Consider the following 23,509-nt stretch of genomic DNA (forward strand, 5'->3'; position numbering starts at 1 on the left):
CCTTCTTGAACTCCGGGCTATACTGCTTCCGGACCTGCTTCTCGATCTTCTTGCCTTTCATCTCTCACCCTCAGATAGCGATATTAACTCGCTTATCCGGGTGTCCGCTAAACCGGGGCAGGATCATCTGCATGGTTCCGTGTCCGGCTATCATCGTCGAAACGTTTGCTCTGCTGGTCTTCGGGTAGAGATCGCCAGTCGAATTCTGGGTGCCAGATGCGCGTATGATCGCGTGAGCGAATGCGGTCGGCAGACAACTTCAAGTTAAAAATGATCGTCACGCCGTCTTGGTAGACCTAAATGGTTGGCCACAATGCGCTTATTATTCTCGCATTGTTTTTGAGTGCTTTGACGGTGGTCGGTCTCCTCGTCTTCACCTGATGTAGCACTCCGGTTGCAAGATCGAGGTACTCGATTTGAATTGGCTTTACGTTAATCCCGTTCTCATCTAAGACCCAATGTGCGATCTCCAGTGTTAGCTTTGCAGCTTCTTCGTCCAGTTTGATTGATCGGCAGTTGTAATAGATGAAAACCGGCTTTTCACCATCCAAGGCCTGAATATCCGGTGAAAGTCGCAGTTGTAGGTCCCCGATCGCCGCTGTGTACTTGGTATGTTTCATGATTGAGAGCGAGCGCAAGGCGGCTGGCGTTGTCTCAAACTTGTCGATAACCCTGATGAGATTATCTCGGCGAGATGGCTGCGATGCGCTCAAGGCCTTGCTCTTGGCCGCAGAGAGCTTCGACCGGTCGTTACCGCTGGCATAGTAGGAGCGAACGCCCGCTATTGCGGGTTGATAATAAGGCGTTCGGAATATTTGCGGCGCCTGCTTTGGATGCTTCTGCTCCGCCAGAATCCTTAGCTGTTCGTACGCGGGCAATCGGAGCATCTCTGCCATTGATCGAACAGTCAGGCTGGGCATAATGTCGGAATCTCCTTTGCCGCAATTGCTGTTGTTTTAGCCCGACGGTTCTTGGTTGTTTTACTGAGCTGCGTGCGCAAGCGAAGTGTAAACAACGGGTGTCGCGCCTGGCCAGTGTCGATGTTTCTGACAAAAGATGATAAGCGCGGCCGGCATGCGCACACCTCTGCGCGATTACGCTTTCCGCTTTGTGTACGTAAGGAGTTGGAGCAGATGCAAAAAAAGAAGAAGGCCGCAGGGCTGTCAGTGATGGAGACGCTGCCCTCGCCTACTTCGATGCGTGGGCGGACAACCGACGAACAGATGGCGACAAGCCCTGTTCCAAAAGATCTACATGACTTGCTCGAACATCTGGAAGGCTACTACGGCGATGACGAGGGGCGATTTGACGCCACATATCTTTGGCCATGGCGCAATTTGACGTTCCAAAGGCGGAATCTGAACGAGCGAATTCTTCGTGTAATCCTGAAGCGGTTGCTCGCTCCAAAGGCTTCGCTTGAACAACACTGGGTGCGGCTCAACAAGGATGTTCAGGCACATCGGCGGCGAAGCAAGGCAAGCGGGAAGTTGGCAAGAGCCGACGCTGCCCACATCGTGTTGAACGCAGTTGTCGACGCCTTGCTGCCAGTAAGAGAAGCGTCTGCAAAGGAAATGGCGTCTAACATGCGGAATGCGTCGCGCGCGGCGGCGGAACTAATTACCTGCCTGGCTCGGCTACGCAACGCGGGGATGAACATCGAGGAACTCCTCCCGACCGACGAAACAATCGCTCATGAGGACGAAGAGAGCGGGGGCAGGAAGTATGGAGGGGCTTATGCGGACGCTCGATTCTTCATCTATATGAAGTTGCCCCGTTCGTTACTTCACGAACAACGAGCGGAATTAACAGACTATGCGCTAAGAGTCGTAATGGGAGATCCGTTTGTATCACTGGGAATTCTCGGGAGAATCGCGCACACGACACGGGCATACAAGTTTAAGCGTCATAACGTCTCTGGGAGACAGCGATTTGCATACGTCATGGCGACATACATGGTCCGAGACTCAGTGAGATTCTTTGGGGTGCCTCGCTATGAACGAGCAGAGGCCTTTACAAGGGCGGCTTCGGGCGTCCAGGTCAAGGGGCTGCGCCAGATGATGGAGCGCGAAAAGAAGAATCCCCGCAACTGAAGACCGGAAAGAACTCGCGCCCGGATGCGGGGCAACTGAAGCCCATTAGTTGGGCGCTTTCCGTTGCGGCTTGTCAGGCATCACTCCGTAATCATAATTTCCTGTCAGTAGTCATTCCTAACGGTGCTGACTGGCATGAGCTTTTTTCACTCTTCAGTTCGACAGCGCGGCTGCGAGGCGAGACCTGCTTGGGCCGTCGATACTGCCGCTATCGCCCGCAGTTCGACGGGTTCACGGCGCACTTTCGCTCTGACCGCTGGGAGCACATTGTCCAGAGCTTGCCGGCCGAGCACTAGACCGGAGTCAAAGCATTGTGACTAGTGCTCCCGAACTTCTTTCGCATCTGTCGCAGCCGCTCTCTGCGATGGTGTTCGCCTTATGGTTGGTCTATCGCCTGATACGACCATGTCAGGATGCAACCCTGCGTGAACGTGCTTACCGAAGGCGGAATGAGAGTGTTTTGTTGAGTTGTGCGGCATACCTGGGACTTTTTCTGGCGGCTTCGCTTTTTCTTGTGTTTGTTATCTTTGTTGGGAATCGGATGGCGCTGCCGGTGCGGCAAGTGTCCCAACCTGTAGCTCAAGAATCTCATGGAGTATCGCCGGGTCAATCTCCCCTGGCCGACTCTGTCTATCGGCGTCCGTCGACCCAAGCGAATCGCCCATGATTATGTATCGGCCAGCGTATGGAGCAGTAAGAGCGAGAGAAGTCCGAACAATGCATTGAGCCAGGCCCCACCATCGGAGCCGCTGGACTTGTCCCGAGCTATAGAGATAGTGTCGTCCTGCGGATCGCAATCCGCGTAGGGCCTAACCACAACGCCTGAGTTAGAGGCAGTTATGGCTACCCATAGTATGGCGCACCCGGCGCTTGCGCGGGAGCGTGCGTGTATCTCACGCGATCAGTCGGGCCAGCGTGCCGATTCCGACCCTCGGCCCCAGCCATATCCCCCCGCGGTTTGGCAGCTTACGAGGCCATCCGAGGCAGCCGCGGCACACAGCGCGCCGCCGACCACTCCACCCGCCATCGATCCTCGAAAGTTCCGCCGCCGATACATCCTGGCCTGGCACCAGCTGGGAGATGAGTCATGACCCGCGCCAAACGCGACGACATGGTCGTCATCGGCATGGGACTCATTACGCTGCTCGAAGCCGTGCGGCAGACGGAGACCTGGTGGCGCATTCAGGGGAACGATGAGGCGCTTCGACACGCTCGTGCGCTCGGCCATGCGGTCCGCGAAACCCACCGAAAGTTCTTCTCGCAAGCCTACTCAACCGATGATGACGTCGGTCAGGCACTGTTCACGGCCGAGGGTCTACGCGATGCCGCCCGACAGTGTCACGAAGGGCAGGCCGCGTTGCATGAACGATTGCTCGGCGGCGCGGAAATCATCGAACGGCTGTGTCGGTCCCGGGGTGGCCAGCCATGAAGCGTACACCGCCGAAAGCGAAGAAAGGCCGTAAGTCGAGGAAGGCCGACCGGTCTCAGAGCAAGCGCGTGCGTGCCAGTGCGCCAGTTACGGTCGAGGCCAAGAGCATCACGGATCTGGTTGAAACATGCCGCGCCAAGGTCGCCAAGCTCATCAAACCCACCGAGATCACCTATCGAACGCTATTCGAGTATTACGACTATGAGGGAGACGAACCGGAGCTGTGGCAGTGCTGCCGACTGGTGTGTCAGCTGCTGAAACAGACAGACGCCGCGCTCATCCAGCTCGGCATTACGCCCTATAAGATCTTCGCGAGCGAATGCGCTGATATCGCGACGGGATGTGAGGCGCAGCAACGATGGTTGCGCCCGGGCATACACGTAGTTCGCTCGATCATCTATGTGCTTCTCGACCAGAAGGCGGGCCAGATAGATGAGATAGTTCCACAGCTGCGCGATTTAGAGCGCGAACTCAACGGAATCATCGGTGCACTGGGGCAGGTGATCGGGCACTGTCATCAGCTCGTTAACCAGAGGGCCGCGCGGTGAGTGCGCACTTTTCCCTAGCGAGTGGTGAGCCCGGGACGCGGACCGCGTCACCGATGATGTCGGCGCCAAGATCGTGAAGCGCCGAGCCAACATCAGACCTCGCCAACTCAATCCAAAAATCCATTGCTCCGTTCTTCGATCTCACCGCCGACCGTCGTGGGTCTACGGAGGCGCGTATGGCCGATAGGCGCCAAAAGGGTACGGAGCGTCAAGACCGCGGCGGACAAGATGCCCCCGATAAGGATGTTTCAAACAGCACTGCAAGCGCGCCCAACAATTCGCCGGACCCGACCGAAGTTCTCGCGAGCTTGATCGAGGCAGAGCGTACGGAGCTCATGTACGTCCACAGCATCCTCAGGATGCTCTACGACGTGCTGCTCTACTCCGATGACGATGACGGCACGATGCACGCGGATGTGGCGCGTACATGTTCCATGCTGATCCGCGAGAGCATGGAACGGCTGGAGGTTCTCGTCAGGCGATACAAGGCTGGGGAGTTTCACACGTCGGCAGGGGCGCAGCGCCCGGCGGAGGGCGCATGAGCGACGCGCCCGCCTCACGCAAGTCGACGATCAAAGCCGACAGTCGCGCCTACTTCGCCGCACTGGGGCGCCGAATCACACAGTTGCGCAAGTCACGCGGCTACACCCAAGCCGAGTTCGCCCGGGCCCTGGGCGTGTCACAACAGGCGGTCTTCGCCTATGAACTCGGCGATCGACGTGCGTCGGTCATGATCGTGGAGCGAATCGCGACGCTGTACCGGATCTCGGTGGATGAAGTAATCGGGCGTGTGCCAGAGCGGAAGCCACCGCCGAACCGCCGGCTCTCGCCACGAGCGATGCGGCATGCCGAGCGGCTCCAGGGACTATCCAAGACGGCGCAGCGTTTCATCATCCGACAGATCGACTGTCTGGAGGAGATAGGACGCGCAGCGAAGCGAGAGCCGCCCGGTCAAGTCAAATGATGCAGTCCGTGGCCGATGAAAGTTGAGTTTCACCGATTTATCGGCGAAATAGCGGCGACGCTAGGGGTGCCGTTATGCGCCGAATTTTCCGCGAAACAGGGTAGTGATCTTCCCGCTCGGCTGAGTAACGCTGTAGGTCGTGACAACACGTCTTCAAGCGTTCAGAACGGCGGCGGAGGTTCTCATGGACGATGTACAACCCAACCCCGGCAGGCAACACGTGCAACCGCTCGCGCCCGAGTTGCTCGACGAACTCGCCACTGTTTACGCGCGAGCGGCCGCGAGGGCGTACTTCGCGAAGCATCGACAAGCACGGCGTTCGGCTTCTGGTCGCAGCGACCTGCGCACACCGGCCGAGTCGCAGACGACCGCCCACCAAACTTCGGTCACGGGTACGCAGCTGCCTTAGTAAGGAGAGAATCGTGAGCGCGGTATTGCAGCCAGGATGGACGCCGCGAGTTGCCTTGTACGCTCGCTATAGTTCCGATCAGCAACGCTCAGCGAGCATCGACGACCAGTTCAGGAACTGTCGACGCCGTGTAGACGCAGAAGGATGGCGCATCGCTGAAACGTATGCAGATGAGGCGATGAGTGGCGCGGACAGCAATCGTCCCAGATATCAGGCCATGCTTGCGGCCGCCTCCAATCGCGAGATCGATGTTCTGGTGATTGATGATTTGAGCCGCCTGTCGCGCGATCAGGTCGAGAGTGAACGTGTCATTCGCCGCCTCGAGTTCTCGGGTATCCGCCTCATCGCCGTCACCGACGGATATGACTCCGAGACCAAGGCGGCGACTCGCAAGATCCAGCGCGGCGTAAAGAATCTCATCAACGAGATGCGGCTCGATGAATTGCGTGAGCAAGTGCACCGTGGGCTCACCGGCCAGGCGATGAAGAATTTCTGGTGTGGCGGGCGGCCTTATGGATATAGCCTCAAGCCCATCCTCGATCCGTCGAACAAGGACGCCTATGGCAATCCCGCGCGCGTCGGCACTGTTCTTGAGATCGACGAGACGCAGTCCAAGATCGTGGCTGAGATCTTCGATGGCTACGCCCGCGGTATCTCTTATTTCACGATTGCGCGAGGACTGAACGAACGCGGCGTGCCGAGTCCCGGCTCGACGTGGAAACGAGAAGTTCGGCGCTGCCGCGGCTGGGTCGCATCGGCGATCCGAACGATGCTTCGAAATCCACTCTACACCGGCCACGTCAGGTGGAATGTTTCGCAGTTCGTCCGAGATCCGGATTCCGGCAAGTACAAGCGGCGTCGCCGGTCGGAGGCGGAGTGGGTGAGTCACCACGACGAAAGCCTACGAATAGTCTCTGACGTTACATTCGAGCAGGTGCAGGCGCGCATGCGCGCACATACCAATCAGGACCAGCGCCTGAAGACAGGTGGCAAGATCAAGTACCTGCTGAGCGGGTTGATGTATTGCGAGATGTGTGGCGCCAACTACGTGCTTGGTGATCGCGTGAAATATGTTTGCTCCAGTTATCTCCATGGACGCGCCTGCGCTAACGATGTTCGTCTTCGGCGCGATACCGCAGAAGCGATCGTCCTGGCGCCGATTCGGGAGCAGCTGCGAGAACCCCGACGCGTCCAAGCCATGGTCGCCGAGTTACAACGTCACTTGTTGCAACTGTTCAAGGAGAACGCGGCTCGGTCTGCTGAAGCGCCTCGGGAGTTGCAGGAATTGGATGCGCGGTTGGTGCGACTGCGTGCGCGTCTGCGGGACGGCGATCCAGACATGGCGCCGGATGAATTGCAGGCGGCGATCGATCGAGCCGAGATCAAGCGCCGGCAACTGTTGGCGGGTTTCAACGACGGCGAGGATGTGGCTCAGATGCTCTCGGCGGTACCGCGCACGGCGGAACTGCTGGAGGAGCGGATCGCGCTGGGCCTGCAAGGGGATCAGCAAGCATGCGAGGAGGCGCGGGCCATTCTGCGCACTCTGATTCCGGACCGTATTCGGCTGTCGAAGAAGGCGGATGGGAGCTTATGGGCGCATTGCGCCTTTCAGCCGGCGGCCTTGTTGGCCACCGGTTCGCGTGGTCGGGGTGAAGGGATTTGAACCTGCGGCTTACACGGCTCGCGAGTGAGCAAGCCCGTCCAAAACGGGCGTCGGAGAACCATGAATCTGTGAATCTGAGGCTGAAGGCGAGGCAACAGAATTTGGCAAATCGATGGGGGGGCGTAGTACGGCAGCGGTCGACTGCACCGGCACCCCGGTGCCGCGAATTCTCAATAGTGTCGGCAAGCCCGCCGGTGCAGGGGGCAGAGGATCGGCGCCGATGGGTTGCCCCGACTCGACCCTGGCCCAATAACCTCGGTACGGGAGTGGTATAGCCGCTCGACGGCACAGTTTCGCAAGGGCGACATCGGATACGCCGATTCGCTTGGCGACCTCGCTTACCGGTGCAGTCCAAACAAGTTCGTAGAGAGTTTCGCGCTTGAAGTAGTGTCGATTGCGGACGCAGCCAGACTCACTGGAGTCATTTGCACATACCATCCCATGAGGCAGCAAGCTTTGAGCCGATACTGCTTTCGGTGTAGCTGCCGCCCGAACGCTCGGAGCTGCATACGAAAGCACTTTGTTGGCATGGCTCGTAAGAGCATCGCGACGTTGCTGCGTCTGGAAATATGCGTAGCCGGCAGTCGTCTTAGGATCCCGGTGGTTCAAAACGTCACCAATGAGATGCAGCGTCTGGCCGCCCTGCGCGAGCCACGAACCCACCGTCCGCCGCAAGTCATGAATCGTGATGTTCTCCAGCTTGGCCCTGGCGAGGACGCGTTCCAGTACGGGACCGAGAGCTTTGAAGTGATCGCCGGGGTTTCGACCGCAAATGATGTACGGGTTGTCTGCGATCCTCGGAATCATCTGCAGCCGCGCTATGGCGGCATCACTGAGCGGCGCGAGGAGCGGGTCACCATTCTTCGTCATTCCAATGAACAGCGTCCCCATCTCCCAATCGACGTCCGTCCACCTCGCCATCAGAAGTTCCGTGGTGCGCAGGCCCGTGAAGAGCAGGAGCCAGATGCCATGCCGACCGTACTCGCTGCTCTCCTGCTCGAGTGCTTCCACAAATCGGGGCATCTCGACCGTCGTAACGAACCGCTTTCGCTTGCGCATGGGAAAGGGGACGATTCCTACAGCTGGATTGTCATGCCCCTTTGGCAGAAGCCCGGCCGACGGTGCCCAGTTGAACATCTTGCGAACGATCTCGACGAATCGGTTCGCCTGTCTGGGGTGGGTCACACCCTTGTGTGCGTGGATTTCCTGTATTTCCGCCGAGATGATCGTGACAGCAAGGCGGGCGCCGAACTTCGGTATAAGCATGCGCTCCAGGCACGACTTGTCGTTCTTCCAGGAGCGCTTTTTGGGTTTCGCATGACCCTCGATGTACTCCGCAACCAGTTGCTTGACCGTTTGGGATGTCCGCAGATGATCGGCTTCGTCTTGGGGATCCTCGTTGCTTGCGACCTTTCCGAGATACGCGACGGCTTTCTTGCGTGCTTGGTCCAGTGCGAGAGCATCAGCGCGCCCCAGACGCGCCAGGCGCTTTCTCCGCTTCACGCGATACGCGCAGACGTACACCCGCCGGCCGCTGGGGTAGACCCGCACGCCGAAGCACTCCAACGCCTCGTCCCAATAGATGCATTGGTGCTTGCCGCCCGGCCCCACAAAGGGGAGGGTGCGCACGATGTCCTGTCGAAGTTTTAGAGTCGGCATACTCGAATCGGTCCGATAAAAACGTGACCAGATCGTGACCACGACCGCTCGGGTTCAGAGGGATTGCAGCGTAGTCAGGCGTAGGATAGCTCGCGCTAAGCCGCTGAAAAACCAGCTCCAGCGGGCTCAGTCGGGCTTGGTCGTAATTATGGCCTCTGCCTACGAACCATGAGGTCGGGAGTTCGAATCTCTCCGGGCGCGCCATTCTTCAAGCACTTACGACTCTCGCGCGACACCACAGCCATGTGGTTGCGGGAGTTTGCGGGACTTTTTCACAAACATTCCGCGCGCTTGAAATCAAGCTGTATTTCCATCCCCCGTCGATGTTTCCTATTTGATGCCGCTCGCGCGTCGCGAAATTTATTTCGCGCACTCGTGAGAGTTTGTTTGCTGTGACTACAGATAGCCTGTTGGTCTCGCGTTTGCTGGGTTTGGCGTGCGCGTCCATCGCTCAAGTGTTCCCTGTGCTCACGCGCCGACGTAGCCATGTGGTTGCAGGTGGCTTGCGAGACTCCGTCGCGCAAACTTTATCCGCAGCCGCGATCAGGTTGCCGAGCTCAGCCTGTGAGTAGTGCGTGGTGATCCGCCCACTCCGGTGGCCGAGCAAGTCCTGACGATCCTCAAACGTCACGCCGGCCGCTCGCAGACGGCGACCGAACGTGTGCTTGAGATCATCGACTCGAGCCCTCCTGAAGCCATCCGATGCCGGCTCTCCGTGTCGTTTAGCCCATTTCTCGGCGGCACGCTCACGGGCTGACTTTCATGCGGTGTTGTTCATCTTCTTCACTGGTGGCGGCTCGCTCTTCTTCTTGGAGGTGTGCACGAACACGTGAGTCGGATGTGACCGCGCAGACTCTCCACGACCGACTTCGCCACCCGATTGAGCACGACCAGGCGCTCCTCGCCGTTCTTCACGTGCTCTTTCGGAATGAGGAAAACGGACGCGTTGAGTTCCGGTACTTTCACTTCATAGTCCCAGCGTAAACCGCAGACCTCCTGCTCGCGGCAACCCGTATTCACCTTGAACAGCGCCATGCGCGCCAGGTGATCTCGCGATCGCTCGCCGCAAGACGCCGTAACGTCTGTATCGGTCGGCAGAGAGTGGTTGTGAAAATCCCTCGCTCGAGCACTGGGCGCGCGGAAGCTCCAATCACATGGCCAGGTACGCCATGTGTTGCGGGACTCGCGACCGTTCGAATTGCAGGCTGCGATCGAGGGCTAGAAAGTCGAGCAGTGCTTCGGGCTGATTGCTGTGGCTGACCCACGCCTCAGGTTCACCGCCGAAGAAATCGCGGTGGTGCACCGCGCGAGCCAGTGCCGACGGTGCAGACGATATATTTCGATCGGCGGCGGTCGTCGCAACTGCGGCTGCCGGTGCTCTGACAACGAGCCGAGCATATCGGCCGCCATCTGTCATCGCCGAGCGCGCAAGAAGCCGAGCACCGCCTCCATATATTCCTTCTCGAGCTCGACATTCGGCAGATGCACCGTCGGGAGCACTTTGAGTTGTGCGCCCGTAATCGTCTCCGCGATCGCGCGGCCGTGGCTTGCGGCGGTGACGGGGTCATGCTCGCCGGCGATCACTAGCGTTGGGCGGGTGATCAGCGAGATCGTCCGTCGCAGGTCCGTATCGCGGACGACGGCGAAGTTTGCGGCCAGACCTTGGCGGCTGGTCGCCAGCACCATCGCACGGAATTCATCGATCACCGGACCGCCCGCTGCGAGCATGGGTGCCGGGAACCAATTGCGCAGAAACATCTCGGCGCGCTCGGTCATGTCCTTCGACTGCAGGACCGAGTTGATCGCCTCGTCCCATGGCTTCGCGGGCCCGAGATACGGCGACGTGTTGCTGAGGATCAACCGGTCGATGCGCTCTGGCGCATGAATGCCTAGCCACTGACCGATAAAGCCGCCGAGCGACAGCCCTAGAAAGTGTGCGCGCTGGATATTCAGCGCATCCATCAACTCAACGACATCTCGACCCAGCCGATCGATCGAGTAAGCGCCGGCCGGGACGTCGGATGCGCCATGGCCGCGAGTGTCATAGCGAATCACGCGGAAGTGGCGCGACAGCTCCGGAATCTGCCGACCCCACATGTGCAGTGTCGTCGCGATGGAGTTCGACAGGATCAACGCCGGCATGTCGCTAGAGCCGTCGATGCGATACGCGATGCGGGCGCCGTCGCCGGCGGTTACGAAAGAGAGTGAGTCGGACATGTGCAGCTCCTTACTTGAGTGACAGTGAGGAGATGCTAGGGCTCGGCCGTGGCCGCAGATATTACAAAGTTCAGGAGAACTCTGTAAGGTACACAGACAATGACCCCATTCACTCTGCACGACCTGCAGTGCTTCGATGCCGTTATTCGGGAAGGCGGCTTTCAGGCCGCCGCAACCGTGCTCCATCGCTCGCATCCAGCCGTATTCGCGGCGGTCGCCAAGCTCGAACGTCAGCTCGGGCTGAAGCTGCTCGACCGCGAGGGTTATCGCGTGCGTCCGACGGAAGCGGGGCTGTCGTTGCAGCGTCGCGCGCAGTCGTTGTTGCGGGAGATGGAAGGGCTGCGTGTGCACGCCAAGCAGCTCTTGTTGGGGGAAGAGACACAGCTGCGCGTCGTGATCGGCGATCTTTGTCCACGTCCGCAGTTGCTCGGATTGTTGAGCGTGTTCTTCACGAAGCGATCGGCGACACGTCTGCACCTCGACTACGAGGCGATCACCGGACCTTGCGAGCGATTGTTCGATGACGAGGCCGACCTGATCCTGCATCGGGTCGACAAATCCGATCCACGACTGGAATGGATAGATCTCGGCACGGTGTCGGTCGTGCCGGTAGTCGCACCGGGATTTTTGCCATTCCCGATCACGCCGTCCATCTCACCGGAGAGGATGCGCGACTTCACTCAATGCATCATCCGCGACACGGCGCGTCACTCGCCTGAACGCAGCTATTTCGTCGTCGAAGGTGCGCATCAATGTTCCGTTGCGGATCATCAGATGAAGAAGGAGCTCATTCTGCGCGGCATGGCGTGGGGTCATGTGCCGCGATTCCTGATCGAGGAAGAATTGCGAGACGGCCGCTTGCTCTGCATGCTCGGTCGTCACTTCCCTGGTGTGACCGAGGAGTTGGTCGCGGCGCGCCGCCGCGATCGGCCGCAAGGCCCGGTTGCAAATCAGCTCTGGCAATACATCGAGACGCAAGCATCGAGCTTGCGCTCGGTGCTCGATGTGACGAAATCATCGGCGCGACGGGTGCAAGCGACTGTCACCCGTCGGCCGAAGAGGAAGCAAAGTCAGCGACGCGCTTGACGCGACGCTGCTGTACTCATGGAGTGGCCTCCTGTACGAGCGGCGGGCGATGTTTGATCCGCTCACCGAGGAACAGCAGGATCGGTGCGGCAATGAAGACTGACGAGCTGGCCGCCACCACGATGCCGAACACCATGGGCACGGCGAAGCTGGCAACCGTTGCACCACCCCACAGGGCCATCGGCACCATGGCGAGGAAAGCGGTCACCGAGGTGAATATCGAGCGAGCCAGCGTTTCGTTGATGCTTCGATCGATGATCTGCCGCAACGGCACCTCCGGATGCAGGCGCAGGTTCTCGCGCATGCGGTCGTACACCACGACCTTGTCGTTGACCGAGTAGCCGATCAACGTCAGCAGCGCCGCGATCGCGGTCAAGTTGAACTCCAGGCCGGTGAGGGCGAAGAAGCCGATGACCTTGGTGGTGTCCAGCGCCAGCGTGGCAATCGCGCCCACGGCGAAATGCCAGTCGAAGCGGATCCAGATGTAGATGAACATCGCGACGCTGGCGAACAGCACGGCGAGAATGCCTGCATCGGTCAGCTCGCCGCTGATCTTCGGGCCGATGATGTCGACTCGATCGAAACTGGCCGTCGGCTCCGCTTCCAAGATGGCCGCCTTGGCGCGCTCGGCGATCTCGGTCTGCGCCGCCGCTCCGGCATCCGGCTGCTGTTGAATGCGGACCAGGATGGTCGTGCCATCGGCGTCGGCCTGCTGGAGACTCACCTCGCCGAGATTGGCTCGCTCCAGTCCGGCGCGAACATCCGCCAGCTGCATGGTCGCCGGCGCAGAAGCTTCGATGATCGTGCCGCCGGTGAAGTCCACGCCGTAGTTCAGCCCCGGCTTGATGAACAGCATCAGCGAAGCAAGCGACAACACCAGCGATACGCCAAGGCCGATGAAACGCGCGCGCATGAACTGGAAGTTGGGAGTTGCGTTGCGCCAGCGCGCAGGCAGCAGCGAACGGATGACGAATTGTTTCGGTCGCCGCCATCGTACCCACACCGACATGATCGCCTTCACGACGGCGACCGCGGTGAACATCGAGATCGCGATGCCCAACGCCATCGTCACGGCAAAGCCTTGCACTGGCCCCGAGCCCAGCCAGAACAACAACGCCGTCGCAATCAGTGCGGTGACGTTGGAGTCGATGATGGTCGCGTAAGCGCGCTGAAAGCCATTAGTCAGCGCCGCCACGGCCGACTTGCCGTTACGCGTCTCCTCTCGAATACGTTCGTTGATCAGAACGTTCGCATCGACCGCCAGGCCGATGCCGAGCACGATGCCGGCGATGCCTGGCAACGTCAGTGTGACCCCGAGCAATGTCAACGCTGCGAGGGTCAGAAATACGTTCACGACCAGCGCGAGGTTGGCGACCACGCCCCAGCCTCGATACAACACCGTCATGAATGCAAGGACGAGCAGCAGGCCCGCTGCGCCGGTGACTGCGCCCATGCGGATCGCGTCGCTGCCGAGATCCGGGCCCACCATGCCTTCCTGGATGATTTGCAACGGCACAGGCAGCGCGCCTGCGCGGAGCAGAGCGGACAACGAGGAGGTTTCCGCCGCCGTGAAGTTGCCTGTGATCTGGCCCGAGCCGCCGATGATCGGCTCCTGGATTCTCGGAGCGCTGATGACTTTGCCATCGAGCACGATGGCGAACTGTCGACCGACGTTCTCGGTGGTGATCTTCGCGAACTCCTTGGCGCCGACATCGTCGAAGCGGAACGAAACCACCGGCTGGCTGGTCTGCGTGTCGAAGCTGGCGTTGGCTTGCACGAGCCGCTCGCCCTGGAGCATCGGCCGCTGCTGCAGGATGTATTCGATGTCTTCGTCTGCGGCGGGAACGCGGATGGTTCCGATGCGCGGCGTTCCTCGTCCGGGCACGCTCCACGATTCGACGCGATGGAACGTCAGCTTCGCCGTGCTACCGAGCAAGGTTCGAATCGATGCGGGATCTTGCATCCCGGGCAATTGCACCAGGATGCGATCGGTGCCCAGCGCTTGAACGGTCGGCTCTGCGACGCCGATGGCATCGATGCGGCGTCGGACGATCTCGATGCTTTGCTGGAGTGCCGACTGCCGACGCGCCGCTGCAGCGGCGGCGTCGAGACCCTCTTCCTCGATTTCCTTTTGCAGGGTGCGCTCGTCGATCTCGAGTACGAGGTGCGCGCCGCCGCGCAAGTCGAGGCCCAATGCGACTTGCTTGCGCGGCAGCCAGTCCGGCCATGCCGCCAGTTGTTGAGAAGAAAGCAGGCTAGGTAACGCGACAGCACTGCCAATGAGGATGATCAGCCCGTAGAGCACGAGCCGCCATTTGGAAATAACCATGAATTGCTCCCGTTCGATCTGCGCGACGCACGCGCATGCCGGCCGTCACTGCACGAAGCGGTGTCGTTACCGGAACGAAATGACACCGATCAGGTGTTTGCGGGAGGCGCTCGGGGTTGAGCGGGAGAGCGGATCGGCCGCGCGATCGGCCGATGAGTGGTCGCGCCGAACCATTGAGTTGGCTCGACAGAAAGATGCACGATGGCTGCCGGCGCGAGCACGGCGGAGGAACTGCCGTCACGCGCCGAGTCCGTACGCCGTCGATCGCTTGTTTGTAGCGATAGCTGCCGATCCGCCGAAACAGTGGCGGCCGGCAGCTCGAGACCATCGAAGATACCCGTCGAGAAAGTCCGCGCTTGCGACGGATTCAGCAGTGCCGCCCACCAGACCACGGCGACGAGCGCAAGCCACACGGGCCCGCCCATGCTGAAATTCCGCGTCTGAGAGGTGAGTGGCATGCGCATCGGTACCGGGCAGGCTAGTTCATGTTTCGTTCTCGGGCAACTCACCAGCTCAACTTTGCGAGAACAACTGACGGGCGTTGTCTGTCATCGCCGCCACGGCGGGATGTTTGATCTTGCGTTCTGCGGAAATGGCATAGAACTCCGCCTTCACGCCTTTTGCGAGGCCGATGCGCACGAAACCATGCTGCCGGCGAAACGACGCTTCGAGCACCGACGGCACGGGCGCGAAGCCATGACCCTCACGGGCAAACTCACGCAGCATCGCGTAGTCCTCGAATTCACCGAGCAGGAGCGGTCGCACACTCTGGCGATCGAGCCATTGATCGAGCGCGCGTCGAATCGCCGTGTCATCGGTGGGCAAGAGCACGGGAACTCCGTCCAATGACTTCGGAAAATCACGGCGCAGCGTCTTCGCCAGCGTTGGCGTCGCCATCCAGTACACATTGCAGCTGCCGAGCGGATGGCTGTAGGCGCGAACGTTGAGCGAGGGCGTCACCGGGGAATCCGACAGCACCACGTCGATTTCGTGAATTGCGAGATCGGCAACCAAACGCTCCAGCGTGCCTTCGCGACAGATGACACGCACCGGTTGCTTCAACTGCAGGCCCGGCTCGACGATTCGATAGGCGATCTCCTTGGGCAGCACGTCATCGATGCCGATCAGCAGTTTCAACGGTCGCGTCGATGGGCGTTGCTCCAGGGCTTCCATCAATTCCTGGCCGAGCCCGAAAATCTCGTTCGCGTAGCTGTAGACCAGTCGGCCGACTTCGGTCGGCACCAGCGTACGGCCAGATTTCACCAGCAGCTTCTCGCCGAGGCGCTCTTCGAGTGTGCGCAACTGCGCGCTGATCGTTGGCGCCGCGAGTGCGAGTTCCTCGCACGCGCGCGTGAGACTGCCCGTACGAACGACGGACCAGAAATAAAGCAGGTGCTGATAGTTGAGCCTTCGGATCACCGCGCTCATGCTGCCTCCCGGGCAAGTAAGAAGCTTCGACCATAACGAACGAAACGCGAGAATAATTCTAATTGATCGAACTGAGCAAAGCCTGCACCATGGTCGCTGAACCTTGTAGGAGTGGAATGATGCGTGATCATCCGATCGTGATTTCCGAGCCCGATGCCCGCGTGCTGCGCGGTCTGCTGTCGACTCGCGCCCCTCGTGGCCATGATCAGGAGCATCTCGAAGAGCTGAGCCTGGAGCTGGAGCGCGCGCAAGTGCTGAAGCCCGAACAGGTCGCAGCCGACGTGGTCACGATGCACAAGCCGGTGCGCATTCTCGATCTGAGCAATGGCGCGCGGCAGGAGCTGACGCTCGTCGGCCCGGCCGAGGCCAATGTGAGTGCGCGTCGCATTTCCGTGCTTGCGCCGCTTGGAACTGCGCTGCTCGGATATCGGGAAGGCGATGAAGTCGAGTGGCTCATGCCGGGCGGCGTGCGTCGTATACGAATCGAGTCCGTCCAGTCTGCGCACGTGGGGGCGCACTAGCGATTTCAACTGAGGAGGGCGTGCGGATGCCGAGGCTGTTGTGTGCGACTGACTTGTTGCCAAAGAGCGAAGCGGCGATTGATCGTGCGGGGATGCTCGCCGAGCAACTTCAAGCACAGCTGTCTCTGTTGCACGTCGTCTCGCCGACGACTTCGGAGCTCAATCTCGAGCAGGCGCTGCAGCTGGCCATCACAGGACTCAAGTCGCGAGCTCGCGCTCCCGAATGGCGCTTCGGCCCATTGCCCGAAGTCGCGGTTCGAACCGGCGGCCCGGCCCGGTTGATTATCGATTCGATCGACAAGCATCAAGTCGATCTGGTGGTCATCGGTCCGCATCGCAAGCGTGGGCTACGTGATGTGCTCGAGGGCACGATCGCAGAGAAGATTCTCAACACGCGCCAATGCCCGCTGCTCATCGTGCGACGGCCCGCCGAAGCCGGGTACCAGCAAGTGATGTTGGCGCTCGATGTGTCGGAAGAGTCCGCTGCAGCCGTACAAGCAGCCGAGGCGCTGATCTTGAATGCTCGGACGCAGTCCATGGTGATGCACGTCTCCGAGCCTCCGTATCAAGGCATGATGCGTTCCGCCGGCGTCGGCACCGAGGAAGTCATCTCATACGTCAATCACTCGAGACGCGAAGCGGCCGCGGAGATTCGTGAGCTACTCAAACGCACGAGTGCCGATCACACTCGCTATGGAGTGGTGATCGGCGACAGCCATCCCGCACGAGCCATCCGGCGCGCCGTCGAAATGTACCAACCCGATTTGCTCGTGATGGGAACGAACGGCGGTCGTGTGCGACGAGCCTTGATCGGCAGCATCGCGAGTCAGGTCATGGATGCCGCCGACTGCGACGTGCTGGTCGTGCCACGCGGCTCCGTGCCCGCTCGGAAGGCGAGATTGCACTGAGCCGGAGCGGCACGATCACGCCAGCAGCCGAGTGAATATTCCGGCTGGGTTATGCGCGCGAGCCACGCTGATGATGTACGCGTACACGATCAACGCTGCCACCCAGCACGCCACGCGGACTTTCCGAGTCGAGCCGCGTTTCAGTGCGAACGTGCCCAGCACGATATAAACGACCAGCAACAGCACTTTGACGGTGAGCCAGCCGTGCACGAAGGGGTACTGATGCAGCATGGTCGCGAGCATTAGCGCGGCCGTCAGCAGTGTCGTGTCGATGGCGTAGGTCAGGTAACGAACCGGCGCCGCCATCGCCCAATTCATGCCGGCATGGAGTGAAGCGCCGCGCAGGAAGAACAGCAGGCCGCTGGCCATGACCGCTGCGATATGAACCGATTTGATCTGCGGATAGAACTCAATCATCCCCAAATTATCCCTGTGCACCGTCGACGCGAGGCGTCAGATAGATCCAGCTTGATCGTAACACCCACGGCACGAACGCCACGAGCCAGCCGAGGGCGGCAATTGCTTGAATGGCGAGCGAGTCCGGCACCAGTTCGGCCACGATGCGGGTGAGCGTGACCAGCTGAATGCAGATGAAAGCGAACGCTGCGACTTTGCCGAGCACCAGCGGCCTGCCCGAGTGCCCCTGGGTCACGCGAGTGACCATTGCGACCAGCAAGCTGCCGAAGAAGCCAATGAACAGCGCGTGCGCCGGCGCTCGCCCAAGGATGAACTCGCTGGTCGCTGCGAACTGCACGCTCTGAAGGACGTATAGCACGAACGCAATTGGCAACCACGCAAAGCCAACGAACAGTACTCGAAGCAAAGCCGGCATTTGTGTTCGTCGTGGCCACCAGCGCCACAACAGCCAGCCTGTCATTGCCGCCATCGGCACATCGACGAGCCACAGCCAGGCGTAACCGTGGCGCAGCTCCAGCCACAGGTGGATCAATGTCAGCGGCCAGAACAGCGCGAGCGTCCACATCGGCCGCGTCGGCTGATAGTTGCGGAGCGCGGAGCCGGCAAAGAAAGGAATCATGCGATGACAGACGGTGAAGTAGATCGGCAGCAGCACGGCGAACGTACCCAGCTTGATCGCGGCGAAGACCACCCGCGGGTCGGTCACAAAGAGGAACGCTGAGTAAAGCGTCAGGCCGAGCAAACCGAAGCCGAGTGCAAAGGCGCAGCTCACGGCGTGCCAGGTGCGGCCGCCTTCCTGCGCAACGAGTCGCACCAGCCAGAGGGTTCCGATGAGCCAGCCGCTGGTGGTGAGCACCGCGCCGACTTTCAGTAACAAGTTGGGATCGCCCAGCCCCGCCAGCGCGGCGAGTGTGATGAGTTGGCCGCCAAACATGCCGATGCCGACGGGAACGTAGTGCCCACGTCGCAGCGGCGGTAACGCCATCCAGCGCGGGAACACAGTCAACAAGAAACCAAACATGAAGGCCGGCAGCACCTGGTACTGCATGACGATGGCATGCAGCCATCCTGGCGGCACCATGGGTTGCGCGCTGGTTCCTCCGAGCCAGCGCGCGCTGATCAGCCACCAGGCCCACCAGACCATTGCCAGCAACGTGTTGGTTGCGCCGATGAAGAACATCAAGCGGTGGGGGGCGGCCGCGATGGTGCGCAAGGTGCTGGCGGGCAGGGTGACTGTGTTCATGGTCCTGTCTCAACGTTTCGCGACTTGCGCTCCTTCCGGCACCACCAGCTTCGATTGCTTGGGCGCGATCCACAGGCGGAGCACGAACCAGGCGAGTGACAAAGCACCGACGCTGAAGATCGTGTCGCCAGGAACGCGCATCCACACCAGCAGCTGGATGATCGGCTTCTGCATCAACTCGGCAGAGCGTGCGTACCAGTAGCCATGCTCGATCGCCGCGTTGAGCTGAATCACGCCGATGGGCAGCAAGGTGAACGCAGCCATGCAAGCGAGCCCGATGTTGAACGCCCAGAAGCTGGTCTTCAGCACGCGCTCCTCCCAAACCACGTTCGGCTTCAAACCGCGCAGGCAGAACAACATCAGACCGACGCCGAGCAGGCCATACACACCGAACAAGGCGGTGTGTCCATGCAGCGGGGTGAGATTCAGACCTTGCATGTAGTACAGCGGCAGCGGCGGATTGATCAGGAAGCCGAACAGTCCGGCGCCGACCAGGTTCCAGAACGCCACCGCGGTGAAGAACAGGATCGGCCAGCGATAACGCTGCATCCACGGGGTCGCGGAGCCGAGCTTGAATGTTTGATAGGCCTCGAAGCCGACGAACGCGAGCGGCACCACCTCCAGCGCGGAGAAGCTGGCGCCGAGTGCGATGACGGCCGTTGGCGTGCCCGTGAAGTACAAGTGATGCAGAGTGCCGAGCACGCCGCCGCTCATGAACACGATGGTCGCGAACAACACCGCCGCAGTCGCTGTGCTAGTGCGCAGCAGTCCCAGGCGTGTGAAGAGAAACGCAATCACTGCGGTCGCGAACACTTCGAAGAAGCCTTCGACCCACAGGTGCACGACCCACCAGCGCCAGTACTCGACCATGGACAGGTGCGTGTGCTCGCCCCACATCAAGCCGGCGCCGTAGAACAGGCCGATGCAAACCGTGGACAGAAACAACAGCACGATGATGGACTTGGATTCGCCGCCCTTGCGGATCGCCGGCCACAGCGCGCGGCCCACCAGCGTCAGCCACAGGCCCAGGCCGATGAACAGGAAGATCTGCCAGAAGCGGCCCAGGTCCACGTATTCCCAGCCCTGGTGGCCGAACCAGAAGTTCTTGTCCAGGCCGAGCTTCTGCATCACCGCCAGCCACTGTCCGGTAAACGCGCCGACCACGATGATGATCAAGCAGGTGAACAGGAAGTTGACGCCGAGCCGCTGATACTTGGGCTCGTGCCCGGAGATCGCGGGGCCGATGTACAAACCCATGCCGAGCCACGCAGTCGCGATCCACAGCACGGCGAGTTGCGTGTGCCAGGTGCGACTGAGCGAATAAGGCAGATAGTTGGCAAGCGCAAAGCCGTACGCTTCCTGACCTTCCACTTGATAGTGCGCCGTGATCGCGCCCAGCAGGATCTGCGTCAGGAACAGCGCGACCACTAGCCAGAAGTATTTGCCGGTGGCCTTCATGGAAGGCGTGACACGGATCATCGCCAGCGGGTCGGTCGCAGGCAGTTCGGGCGGCGCCTCATCCTTATGGCGAGCGTGATGCCAACCGAGCAGCGCGATGCCGGCGATCAGGAACAACACGCTGAACACGGTCCACATGAACAGGTGGCCCGGCGGTTCATTGCCGACCAGCGTGTCATGCGGCCAGTTGTTGGTGTAAGTGATGGCTTTGCCCGGCCGCTGCGTAACAGCCGACCACGCAGACCACCAGAAGAACGCCGTCATGGCGGTGCGATTCTCGGCGGACAACACTGTGTTGTCCTTCATCGCATAGGCTTTGCGCAGCTCCAATGTTTGCGGATCGTTGCTGAACAGCGATTCGTAATGAGCCGCGACCTGCGCCATTGCGAGCGCCCGGTCCTCTGGGATCGTGACCGTGTCCGTATTCGCGTCGTAAGTGTTCTTGCGAATGCGAGGTTGCAGGCGCGCGGCAAACGCGGCCTGAGTGTCTTCGGGCAATTGTGAGTAACGCTGCGACGTCTCACGTTGTGCATCGATATCCAGCCACGCGACAGCTTCGCGACGTAACCAGTCCGCGGTCCAATCCGGAGCGACGTAACCGCCGTGGCCCCAGATGGAGCCGAGCTGTTGGCCACCGATGGATTGCCATACCTGCCGACCCTTCTGAATATCGGCTCGGGTGTAGATCGTCCGGCCATTCTCGGTCACGACTGCCGATGGCACCGGTGGCATCTCTCGATGGATTTCGCCGCCCACCCATAGCAGGACGGCAAAGGAAAGCAGCAGCAGGACTCCTAGTCCCACCCACAACCTGCGACTCGCGTTCATGGACCCTCTCCCACTCATTGGTGGAGGGATGATGCGGCCGGGCCGGCTTCGCTCGCCCTGATCTAGGTCAGGTGCGGGTCAGGTGTTCCGGAGCACGTCTTCGGCCAGCTTTTCCAGGCGCTTGCGATCCTTCAGCTCGATCTCGCGCCGTTCGACGTGGATCATGCCGTCGTCCTGGAAGCGCCGGAACACACGGCTGACCGTCTCGGATGCCAGACGCAGATAGTTGGCGATGTCCGTCCGCGTCATGGTGAGCAAGAAGCGATTCGGCGAAAAGCCGCGCGCTGCATAACGCCGCGACAATGTGGCCAGGAATGCCGCCATCCGCTCATCGGCAGAAAAGTTTCCGGACAGCAGCGCGGCCTTGCCGATGTCCAGGCTCAGCAGCCTGAACAGCTGCTGCTGCAAGCCGGGCACGCGCGTTGCGAGCGCGGCTATGTTTGGAAAGGAGAAGCGACACAGCATGACCGAGTCGAGCGCGACGGCGTTGCTGGGGTAGCGGGCCTGCGAGATGGCGTTGAGTCCGATGACCTCGCCGGGCAGGAAGAAGCCTTGTACGTGCTCGCGCCCTTCATGATCCGTCACGTATGTTTTGACGGTGCCGGAGCGCACCGCTGCGATCGCCGTGAACGGATCGCCTTCACGAAAGATGTGCTCGCCTTCGTGGAACGGTCCGATGTGCTCGACCAGCACGTGCAGATCCCGCAGCAGGCTCTTGTCATAGCCGCTCTCCAGACAGGCTGCCGAGAATGCGCAGGTGCTGCAGAAATGGAATTCGTCGCCGTCGTCAGCGATGCCGGGAGTGGGGCGGCGGCTCGCGTCACTCATGGCAGCACACTCGCGCTGCCGACGGGAAACGGCAGGTCAGATCGCGCTGGAATAAGTGGCTCCGCCGGGGAGCCGATGATTGAGGTATCGATCGAAACACATTGCGATGATACGCAAGAGCAGTCGCCCGCGCGACGTCGCAGAAATGCGCAGCCGTTCCAACGTCACCAAACCATCCTTCGCCAGCGGCTGCACGTGCGCCAGGGCGTCGGCGAAGTAACGGTGAAAGTCGATATCGTAGCGCCGTTCCACGGCCGCGATGTCGATCGCGCCCCGGCACATCAGCTGCTGGATCACGTCGGCGCGCACCTGATCGTCCAGATCCAAATGACGGCCGCGCCATACAGGCAGGTGATCCGAGTCGAGCGCCTTTTCCCACGAGGGCAGATCCCGCGGATTCTGACTGAAGCTGTCGCCGATGTGACTGATGGCGCTGACGCCCAAGCCAACCAGGTCGCAGTTGGCGTGCGTGGTATAGCCCATGAAATTTCGCTGTAACGTTCCGGCATCGTAGGCGCGCGTCAGGTCGTCATCGGGAACAGCGAAATGATCCATGCCGATATAGACATAGCCTGCAGCGGTGAGCTTGTCGATGGCAAGGGACAGGAGTGCGATCCGTTCGCCGGCATTCGGCAGGGCGCTGGCGTCGATGCGCAGCTGCGGCTTGAACACGTGAGGCATGTGCGCGTACCCATACACCGCGAGCCGATCGGGCCGGAATTCGAGCACGGTGTCGAGTGTGCGGCCGAAGCCATCGAGCGTTTGATGAGGCAGGCCGTAGATCAGATCGACGTTGACCGAACGAAAGCCATTGCGGCGACATGCGTCGATGACAGTCTGCGTGAGCTGCGCACTTTGGATGCGATTGACGGCCCGCTGCACGGTGGGATCGAAATCCTGCACGCCCAGGCTGGCGCGGTTCAGGCCCATCTGCGCGTAGGCCGCGACATCCGCTGTGTCGATGAAACGTGGATCGATCTCGATCGAGAAATCGCGAATCGCGGCGTTGCTGAGCTGAAATTGCCGGCCCAGGGCGCGCATGATCTCCCCCAGCTCTTCTGAGCGCAGGAAGTTCGGCGTGCCGCCGCCGAAGTGCACCTGGATCACCTCACGGTCACGATCGAACAGTGGTCCGGCCAGCGAGATTTCCCGAATCAACCGTTCGACATAGCGCGTGCCGGCGGTGCGATCGCGCGTGATGACACGATTGCAGCCGCAGTACAGACACGGACTCGAGCAATAGGGAACGTGCACATACAACGACAGCCGGCGTGGAATCAGCTCTTCGTTGCTACGGCGTATGTACTCCCGCAGCATTTCTTCCTTGAAATGCGGCCCGAACTGCGGCGCCGTTGGATAAGACGTGTAGCGCGGTCCGGGCTGGTCGTAGCGGCGGAGCAGGTCGAGATCGCACGTCAGGCATTGGCTCATGGCGCTACCGTATCCCGGCGCGCGATCTCGAACCTTGATCTAGATCAGCTGGG

General features: G+C 60.7%; 21 protein-coding genes and 1 pseudogene. 10 read left to right on the forward strand and 12 right to left on the reverse strand.

Annotated elements, in window-relative coordinates:
* Window positions 1-296: 296 nt before the first annotated feature.
* Window positions 297-920 (reverse strand): hypothetical protein, encoded by a 624-nt coding sequence (locus EK373_RS25760; protein WP_129647375.1) that lies wholly within the window; start codon window positions 918-920, stop codon window positions 297-299.
* 213 nt (window positions 921-1,133) lie between these two features.
* Between EK373_RS25760 and EK373_RS25765 the strand changes: the two genes are divergently transcribed.
* From EK373_RS25765 to EK373_RS25785, 7 genes are all read left to right on the forward strand, one after another.
* On the forward strand, window positions 1,134-2,090 hold the full coding sequence (locus EK373_RS25765; protein WP_129647376.1) for a hypothetical protein: 957 nt from the start codon (window positions 1,134-1,136) through the stop codon (window positions 2,088-2,090).
* 1,087 nt (window positions 2,091-3,177) lie between these two features.
* Window positions 3,178-3,519 carry a hypothetical protein gene (locus tag EK373_RS25770; RefSeq protein WP_129647377.1) on the forward strand — a complete coding sequence of 114 codons (342 nt, stop codon included), beginning with the start codon at window positions 3,178-3,180 and terminating at the stop codon, window positions 3,517-3,519.
* Complete coding sequence (locus tag EK373_RS25775) at window positions 3,516-4,067, forward strand: hypothetical protein (RefSeq protein ID WP_129647378.1); 552 nt, start codon at window positions 3,516-3,518, stop codon at window positions 4,065-4,067. The genes EK373_RS25770 and EK373_RS25775 overlap by 4 nt, the downstream gene beginning before the upstream one ends.
* A gap of 176 nt (window positions 4,068-4,243) precedes the next feature.
* On the forward strand, window positions 4,244-4,609 hold the full coding sequence (locus EK373_RS33190) for a hypothetical protein (protein WP_157994537.1): 366 nt from the start codon (window positions 4,244-4,246) through the stop codon (window positions 4,607-4,609).
* Window positions 4,606-5,031 (forward strand): helix-turn-helix domain-containing protein, encoded by a 426-nt coding sequence (locus EK373_RS25780; protein WP_157994538.1) that lies wholly within the window; start codon window positions 4,606-4,608, stop codon window positions 5,029-5,031. The genes EK373_RS33190 and EK373_RS25780 overlap by 4 nt, the downstream gene beginning before the upstream one ends.
* A 184-nt stretch (window positions 5,032-5,215) precedes the next feature.
* The gene (locus tag EK373_RS33500) at window positions 5,216-5,440 is read left to right on the forward strand and encodes a hypothetical protein (RefSeq protein ID WP_198683651.1); all 225 of its coding nucleotides are present in this window, start codon (window positions 5,216-5,218) and stop codon (window positions 5,438-5,440) included.
* Window positions 5,441-5,453: 13 nt separating this feature from the next.
* Window positions 5,454-7,103: a recombinase family protein gene (locus EK373_RS25785; RefSeq protein WP_198683652.1), complete on the forward strand. Its 1,650-nt coding sequence runs from the start codon at window positions 5,454-5,456 to the stop codon at window positions 7,101-7,103.
* A 9-nt stretch (window positions 7,104-7,112) separates the two neighbouring features.
* On the opposite strand, the gene EK373_RS25790 is transcribed toward EK373_RS25785, so the two are convergent.
* From EK373_RS25790 to EK373_RS25800, 3 genes and pseudogenes are all read right to left on the reverse strand, one after another.
* Window positions 7,113-8,804 (reverse strand): tyrosine-type recombinase/integrase, encoded by a 1,692-nt coding sequence (locus EK373_RS25790; RefSeq protein WP_129647381.1) that lies wholly within the window; start codon window positions 8,802-8,804, stop codon window positions 7,113-7,115.
* Between the two features lie 409 nt (window positions 8,805-9,213).
* Window positions 9,214-9,812: pseudogene (locus EK373_RS34440) on the reverse strand (site-specific integrase); the annotation flags it as partial.
* A gap of 363 nt (window positions 9,813-10,175) precedes the next feature.
* The gene (locus EK373_RS25800; RefSeq protein WP_129647382.1) at window positions 10,176-10,979 is read right to left on the reverse strand and encodes an alpha/beta fold hydrolase; all 804 of its coding nucleotides are present in this window, start codon (window positions 10,977-10,979) and stop codon (window positions 10,176-10,178) included.
* A gap of 99 nt (window positions 10,980-11,078) precedes the next feature.
* Here EK373_RS25800 and EK373_RS25805 point away from each other — a divergent pair, with 99 nt between their 5' ends.
* The gene (locus tag EK373_RS25805) at window positions 11,079-12,065 is read left to right on the forward strand and encodes a LysR family transcriptional regulator (RefSeq protein ID WP_129647383.1); all 987 of its coding nucleotides are present in this window, start codon (window positions 11,079-11,081) and stop codon (window positions 12,063-12,065) included.
* Between the two features lie 16 nt (window positions 12,066-12,081).
* On the opposite strand, the gene secD is transcribed toward EK373_RS25805, so the two are convergent.
* The 3 genes from secD to nhaR all read right to left on the reverse strand — a co-directional run bounded on the left by secD (window position 12,082) and on the right by nhaR (window position 15,822).
* Window positions 12,082-14,394, reverse strand: coding sequence for a protein translocase subunit SecD (secD, locus tag EK373_RS25810; RefSeq protein ID WP_129647384.1), 2,313 nt, complete (start codon window positions 14,392-14,394; stop codon window positions 12,082-12,084).
* 89 nt (window positions 14,395-14,483) lie between these two features.
* The gene (locus tag EK373_RS25815) at window positions 14,484-14,819 is read right to left on the reverse strand and encodes a hypothetical protein (RefSeq protein WP_129647385.1); all 336 of its coding nucleotides are present in this window, start codon (window positions 14,817-14,819) and stop codon (window positions 14,484-14,486) included.
* 88 nt (window positions 14,820-14,907) lie between these two features.
* Window positions 14,908-15,822 (reverse strand): transcriptional activator NhaR, encoded by a 915-nt coding sequence (gene nhaR, locus EK373_RS25820; protein WP_198683654.1) that lies wholly within the window; start codon window positions 15,820-15,822, stop codon window positions 14,908-14,910.
* Between the two features lie 119 nt (window positions 15,823-15,941).
* Between nhaR and EK373_RS25825 the strand changes: the two genes are divergently transcribed.
* Together EK373_RS25825 and EK373_RS25830 are read left to right on the forward strand one after the other, a co-directional pair.
* The gene (locus EK373_RS25825; protein ID WP_198683655.1) at window positions 15,942-16,343 is read left to right on the forward strand and encodes a GreA/GreB family elongation factor; all 402 of its coding nucleotides are present in this window, start codon (window positions 15,942-15,944) and stop codon (window positions 16,341-16,343) included.
* A 26-nt stretch (window positions 16,344-16,369) separates the two neighbouring features.
* A complete protein-coding gene (locus EK373_RS25830) occupies window positions 16,370-17,251 on the forward strand; it encodes a universal stress protein (protein WP_129647387.1) in 882 nt (293 codons plus the stop codon).
* A gap of 15 nt (window positions 17,252-17,266) precedes the next feature.
* Here EK373_RS25830 and EK373_RS25835 read toward each other — a convergent pair whose 3' ends face one another.
* The 5 genes from EK373_RS25835 to hemN all read right to left on the reverse strand — a co-directional run bounded on the left by EK373_RS25835 (window position 17,267) and on the right by hemN (window position 23,456).
* Complete coding sequence (locus EK373_RS25835; RefSeq protein ID WP_129647388.1) at window positions 17,267-17,668, reverse strand: SirB2 family protein; 402 nt, start codon at window positions 17,666-17,668, stop codon at window positions 17,267-17,269.
* 7 nt (window positions 17,669-17,675) lie between these two features.
* Window positions 17,676-18,911 (reverse strand): NnrS family protein, encoded by a 1,236-nt coding sequence (locus EK373_RS25840; RefSeq protein WP_129647389.1) that lies wholly within the window; start codon window positions 18,909-18,911, stop codon window positions 17,676-17,678.
* A gap of 9 nt (window positions 18,912-18,920) precedes the next feature.
* Window positions 18,921-21,197 (reverse strand): nitric-oxide reductase large subunit, encoded by a 2,277-nt coding sequence (locus tag EK373_RS25845; RefSeq protein WP_129647390.1) that lies wholly within the window; start codon window positions 21,195-21,197, stop codon window positions 18,921-18,923.
* A gap of 78 nt (window positions 21,198-21,275) precedes the next feature.
* The gene (locus tag EK373_RS25850) at window positions 21,276-22,025 is read right to left on the reverse strand and encodes a helix-turn-helix domain-containing protein (protein WP_129647391.1); all 750 of its coding nucleotides are present in this window, start codon (window positions 22,023-22,025) and stop codon (window positions 21,276-21,278) included.
* Between the two features lie 36 nt (window positions 22,026-22,061).
* Entirely contained in the window at window positions 22,062-23,456 is a 1,395-nt protein-coding gene (gene hemN / locus EK373_RS25855; protein ID WP_129647392.1) for an oxygen-independent coproporphyrinogen III oxidase, read from the reverse strand.
* Between the last annotated feature and the right edge of the window lie 53 nt (window positions 23,457-23,509).

The organism is Peristeroidobacter agariperforans (assembly GCF_004138335.1).
Classification (GTDB): Bacteria; Pseudomonadota; Gammaproteobacteria; order Steroidobacterales; family Steroidobacteraceae; genus Steroidobacter; species Steroidobacter agariperforans.

Coding starts and splice junctions, on each gene's coding strand:
- EK373_RS25845 (WP_129647390.1), bottom strand. CDS start 21,197: ATGAACGCGAGTCGCAGGTTGTGGGTGGGACTAGGAGTCCTGCTGCTG.
- EK373_RS25770 (WP_129647377.1), top strand. CDS start 3,178: ATGACCCGCGCCAAACGCGACGACATGGTCGTCATCGGCATGGGACTC.
- EK373_RS25815 (WP_129647385.1), bottom strand. CDS start 14,819: ATGGGCGGGCCCGTGTGGCTTGCGCTCGTCGCCGTGGTCTGGTGGGCG.
- EK373_RS25805 (WP_129647383.1), top strand. CDS start 11,079: ATGACCCCATTCACTCTGCACGACCTGCAGTGCTTCGATGCCGTTATT.
- EK373_RS25830 (WP_129647387.1), top strand. CDS start 16,370: ATGCCGAGGCTGTTGTGTGCGACTGACTTGTTGCCAAAGAGCGAAGCG.
- EK373_RS25780 (WP_157994538.1), top strand. CDS start 4,606: ATGAGCGACGCGCCCGCCTCACGCAAGTCGACGATCAAAGCCGACAGT.
- EK373_RS25760 (WP_129647375.1), bottom strand. CDS start 920: ATGCCCAGCCTGACTGTTCGATCAATGGCAGAGATGCTCCGATTGCCC.
- EK373_RS25835 (WP_129647388.1), bottom strand. CDS start 17,668: ATGATTGAGTTCTATCCGCAGATCAAATCGGTTCATATCGCAGCGGTC.
- EK373_RS25765 (WP_129647376.1), top strand. CDS start 1,134: ATGCAAAAAAAGAAGAAGGCCGCAGGGCTGTCAGTGATGGAGACGCTG.
- EK373_RS33190 (WP_157994537.1), top strand. CDS start 4,244: ATGGCCGATAGGCGCCAAAAGGGTACGGAGCGTCAAGACCGCGGCGGA.
- EK373_RS25840 (WP_129647389.1), bottom strand. CDS start 18,911: ATGAACACAGTCACCCTGCCCGCCAGCACCTTGCGCACCATCGCGGCC.
- EK373_RS33500 (WP_198683651.1), top strand. CDS start 5,216: ATGGACGATGTACAACCCAACCCCGGCAGGCAACACGTGCAACCGCTC.
- nhaR (WP_198683654.1), bottom strand. CDS start 15,822: ATGAGCGCGGTGATCCGAAGGCTCAACTATCAGCACCTGCTTTATTTC.
- EK373_RS25825 (WP_198683655.1), top strand. CDS start 15,942: ATGCGTGATCATCCGATCGTGATTTCCGAGCCCGATGCCCGCGTGCTG.
- secD (WP_129647384.1), bottom strand. CDS start 14,394: ATGGTTATTTCCAAATGGCGGCTCGTGCTCTACGGGCTGATCATCCTC.
- EK373_RS25775 (WP_129647378.1), top strand. CDS start 3,516: ATGAAGCGTACACCGCCGAAAGCGAAGAAAGGCCGTAAGTCGAGGAAG.
- EK373_RS25850 (WP_129647391.1), bottom strand. CDS start 22,025: ATGAGTGACGCGAGCCGCCGCCCCACTCCCGGCATCGCTGACGACGGC.
- hemN (WP_129647392.1), bottom strand. CDS start 23,456: ATGAGCCAATGCCTGACGTGCGATCTCGACCTGCTCCGCCGCTACGAC.
- EK373_RS25800 (WP_129647382.1), bottom strand. CDS start 10,979: ATGTCCGACTCACTCTCTTTCGTAACCGCCGGCGACGGCGCCCGCATC.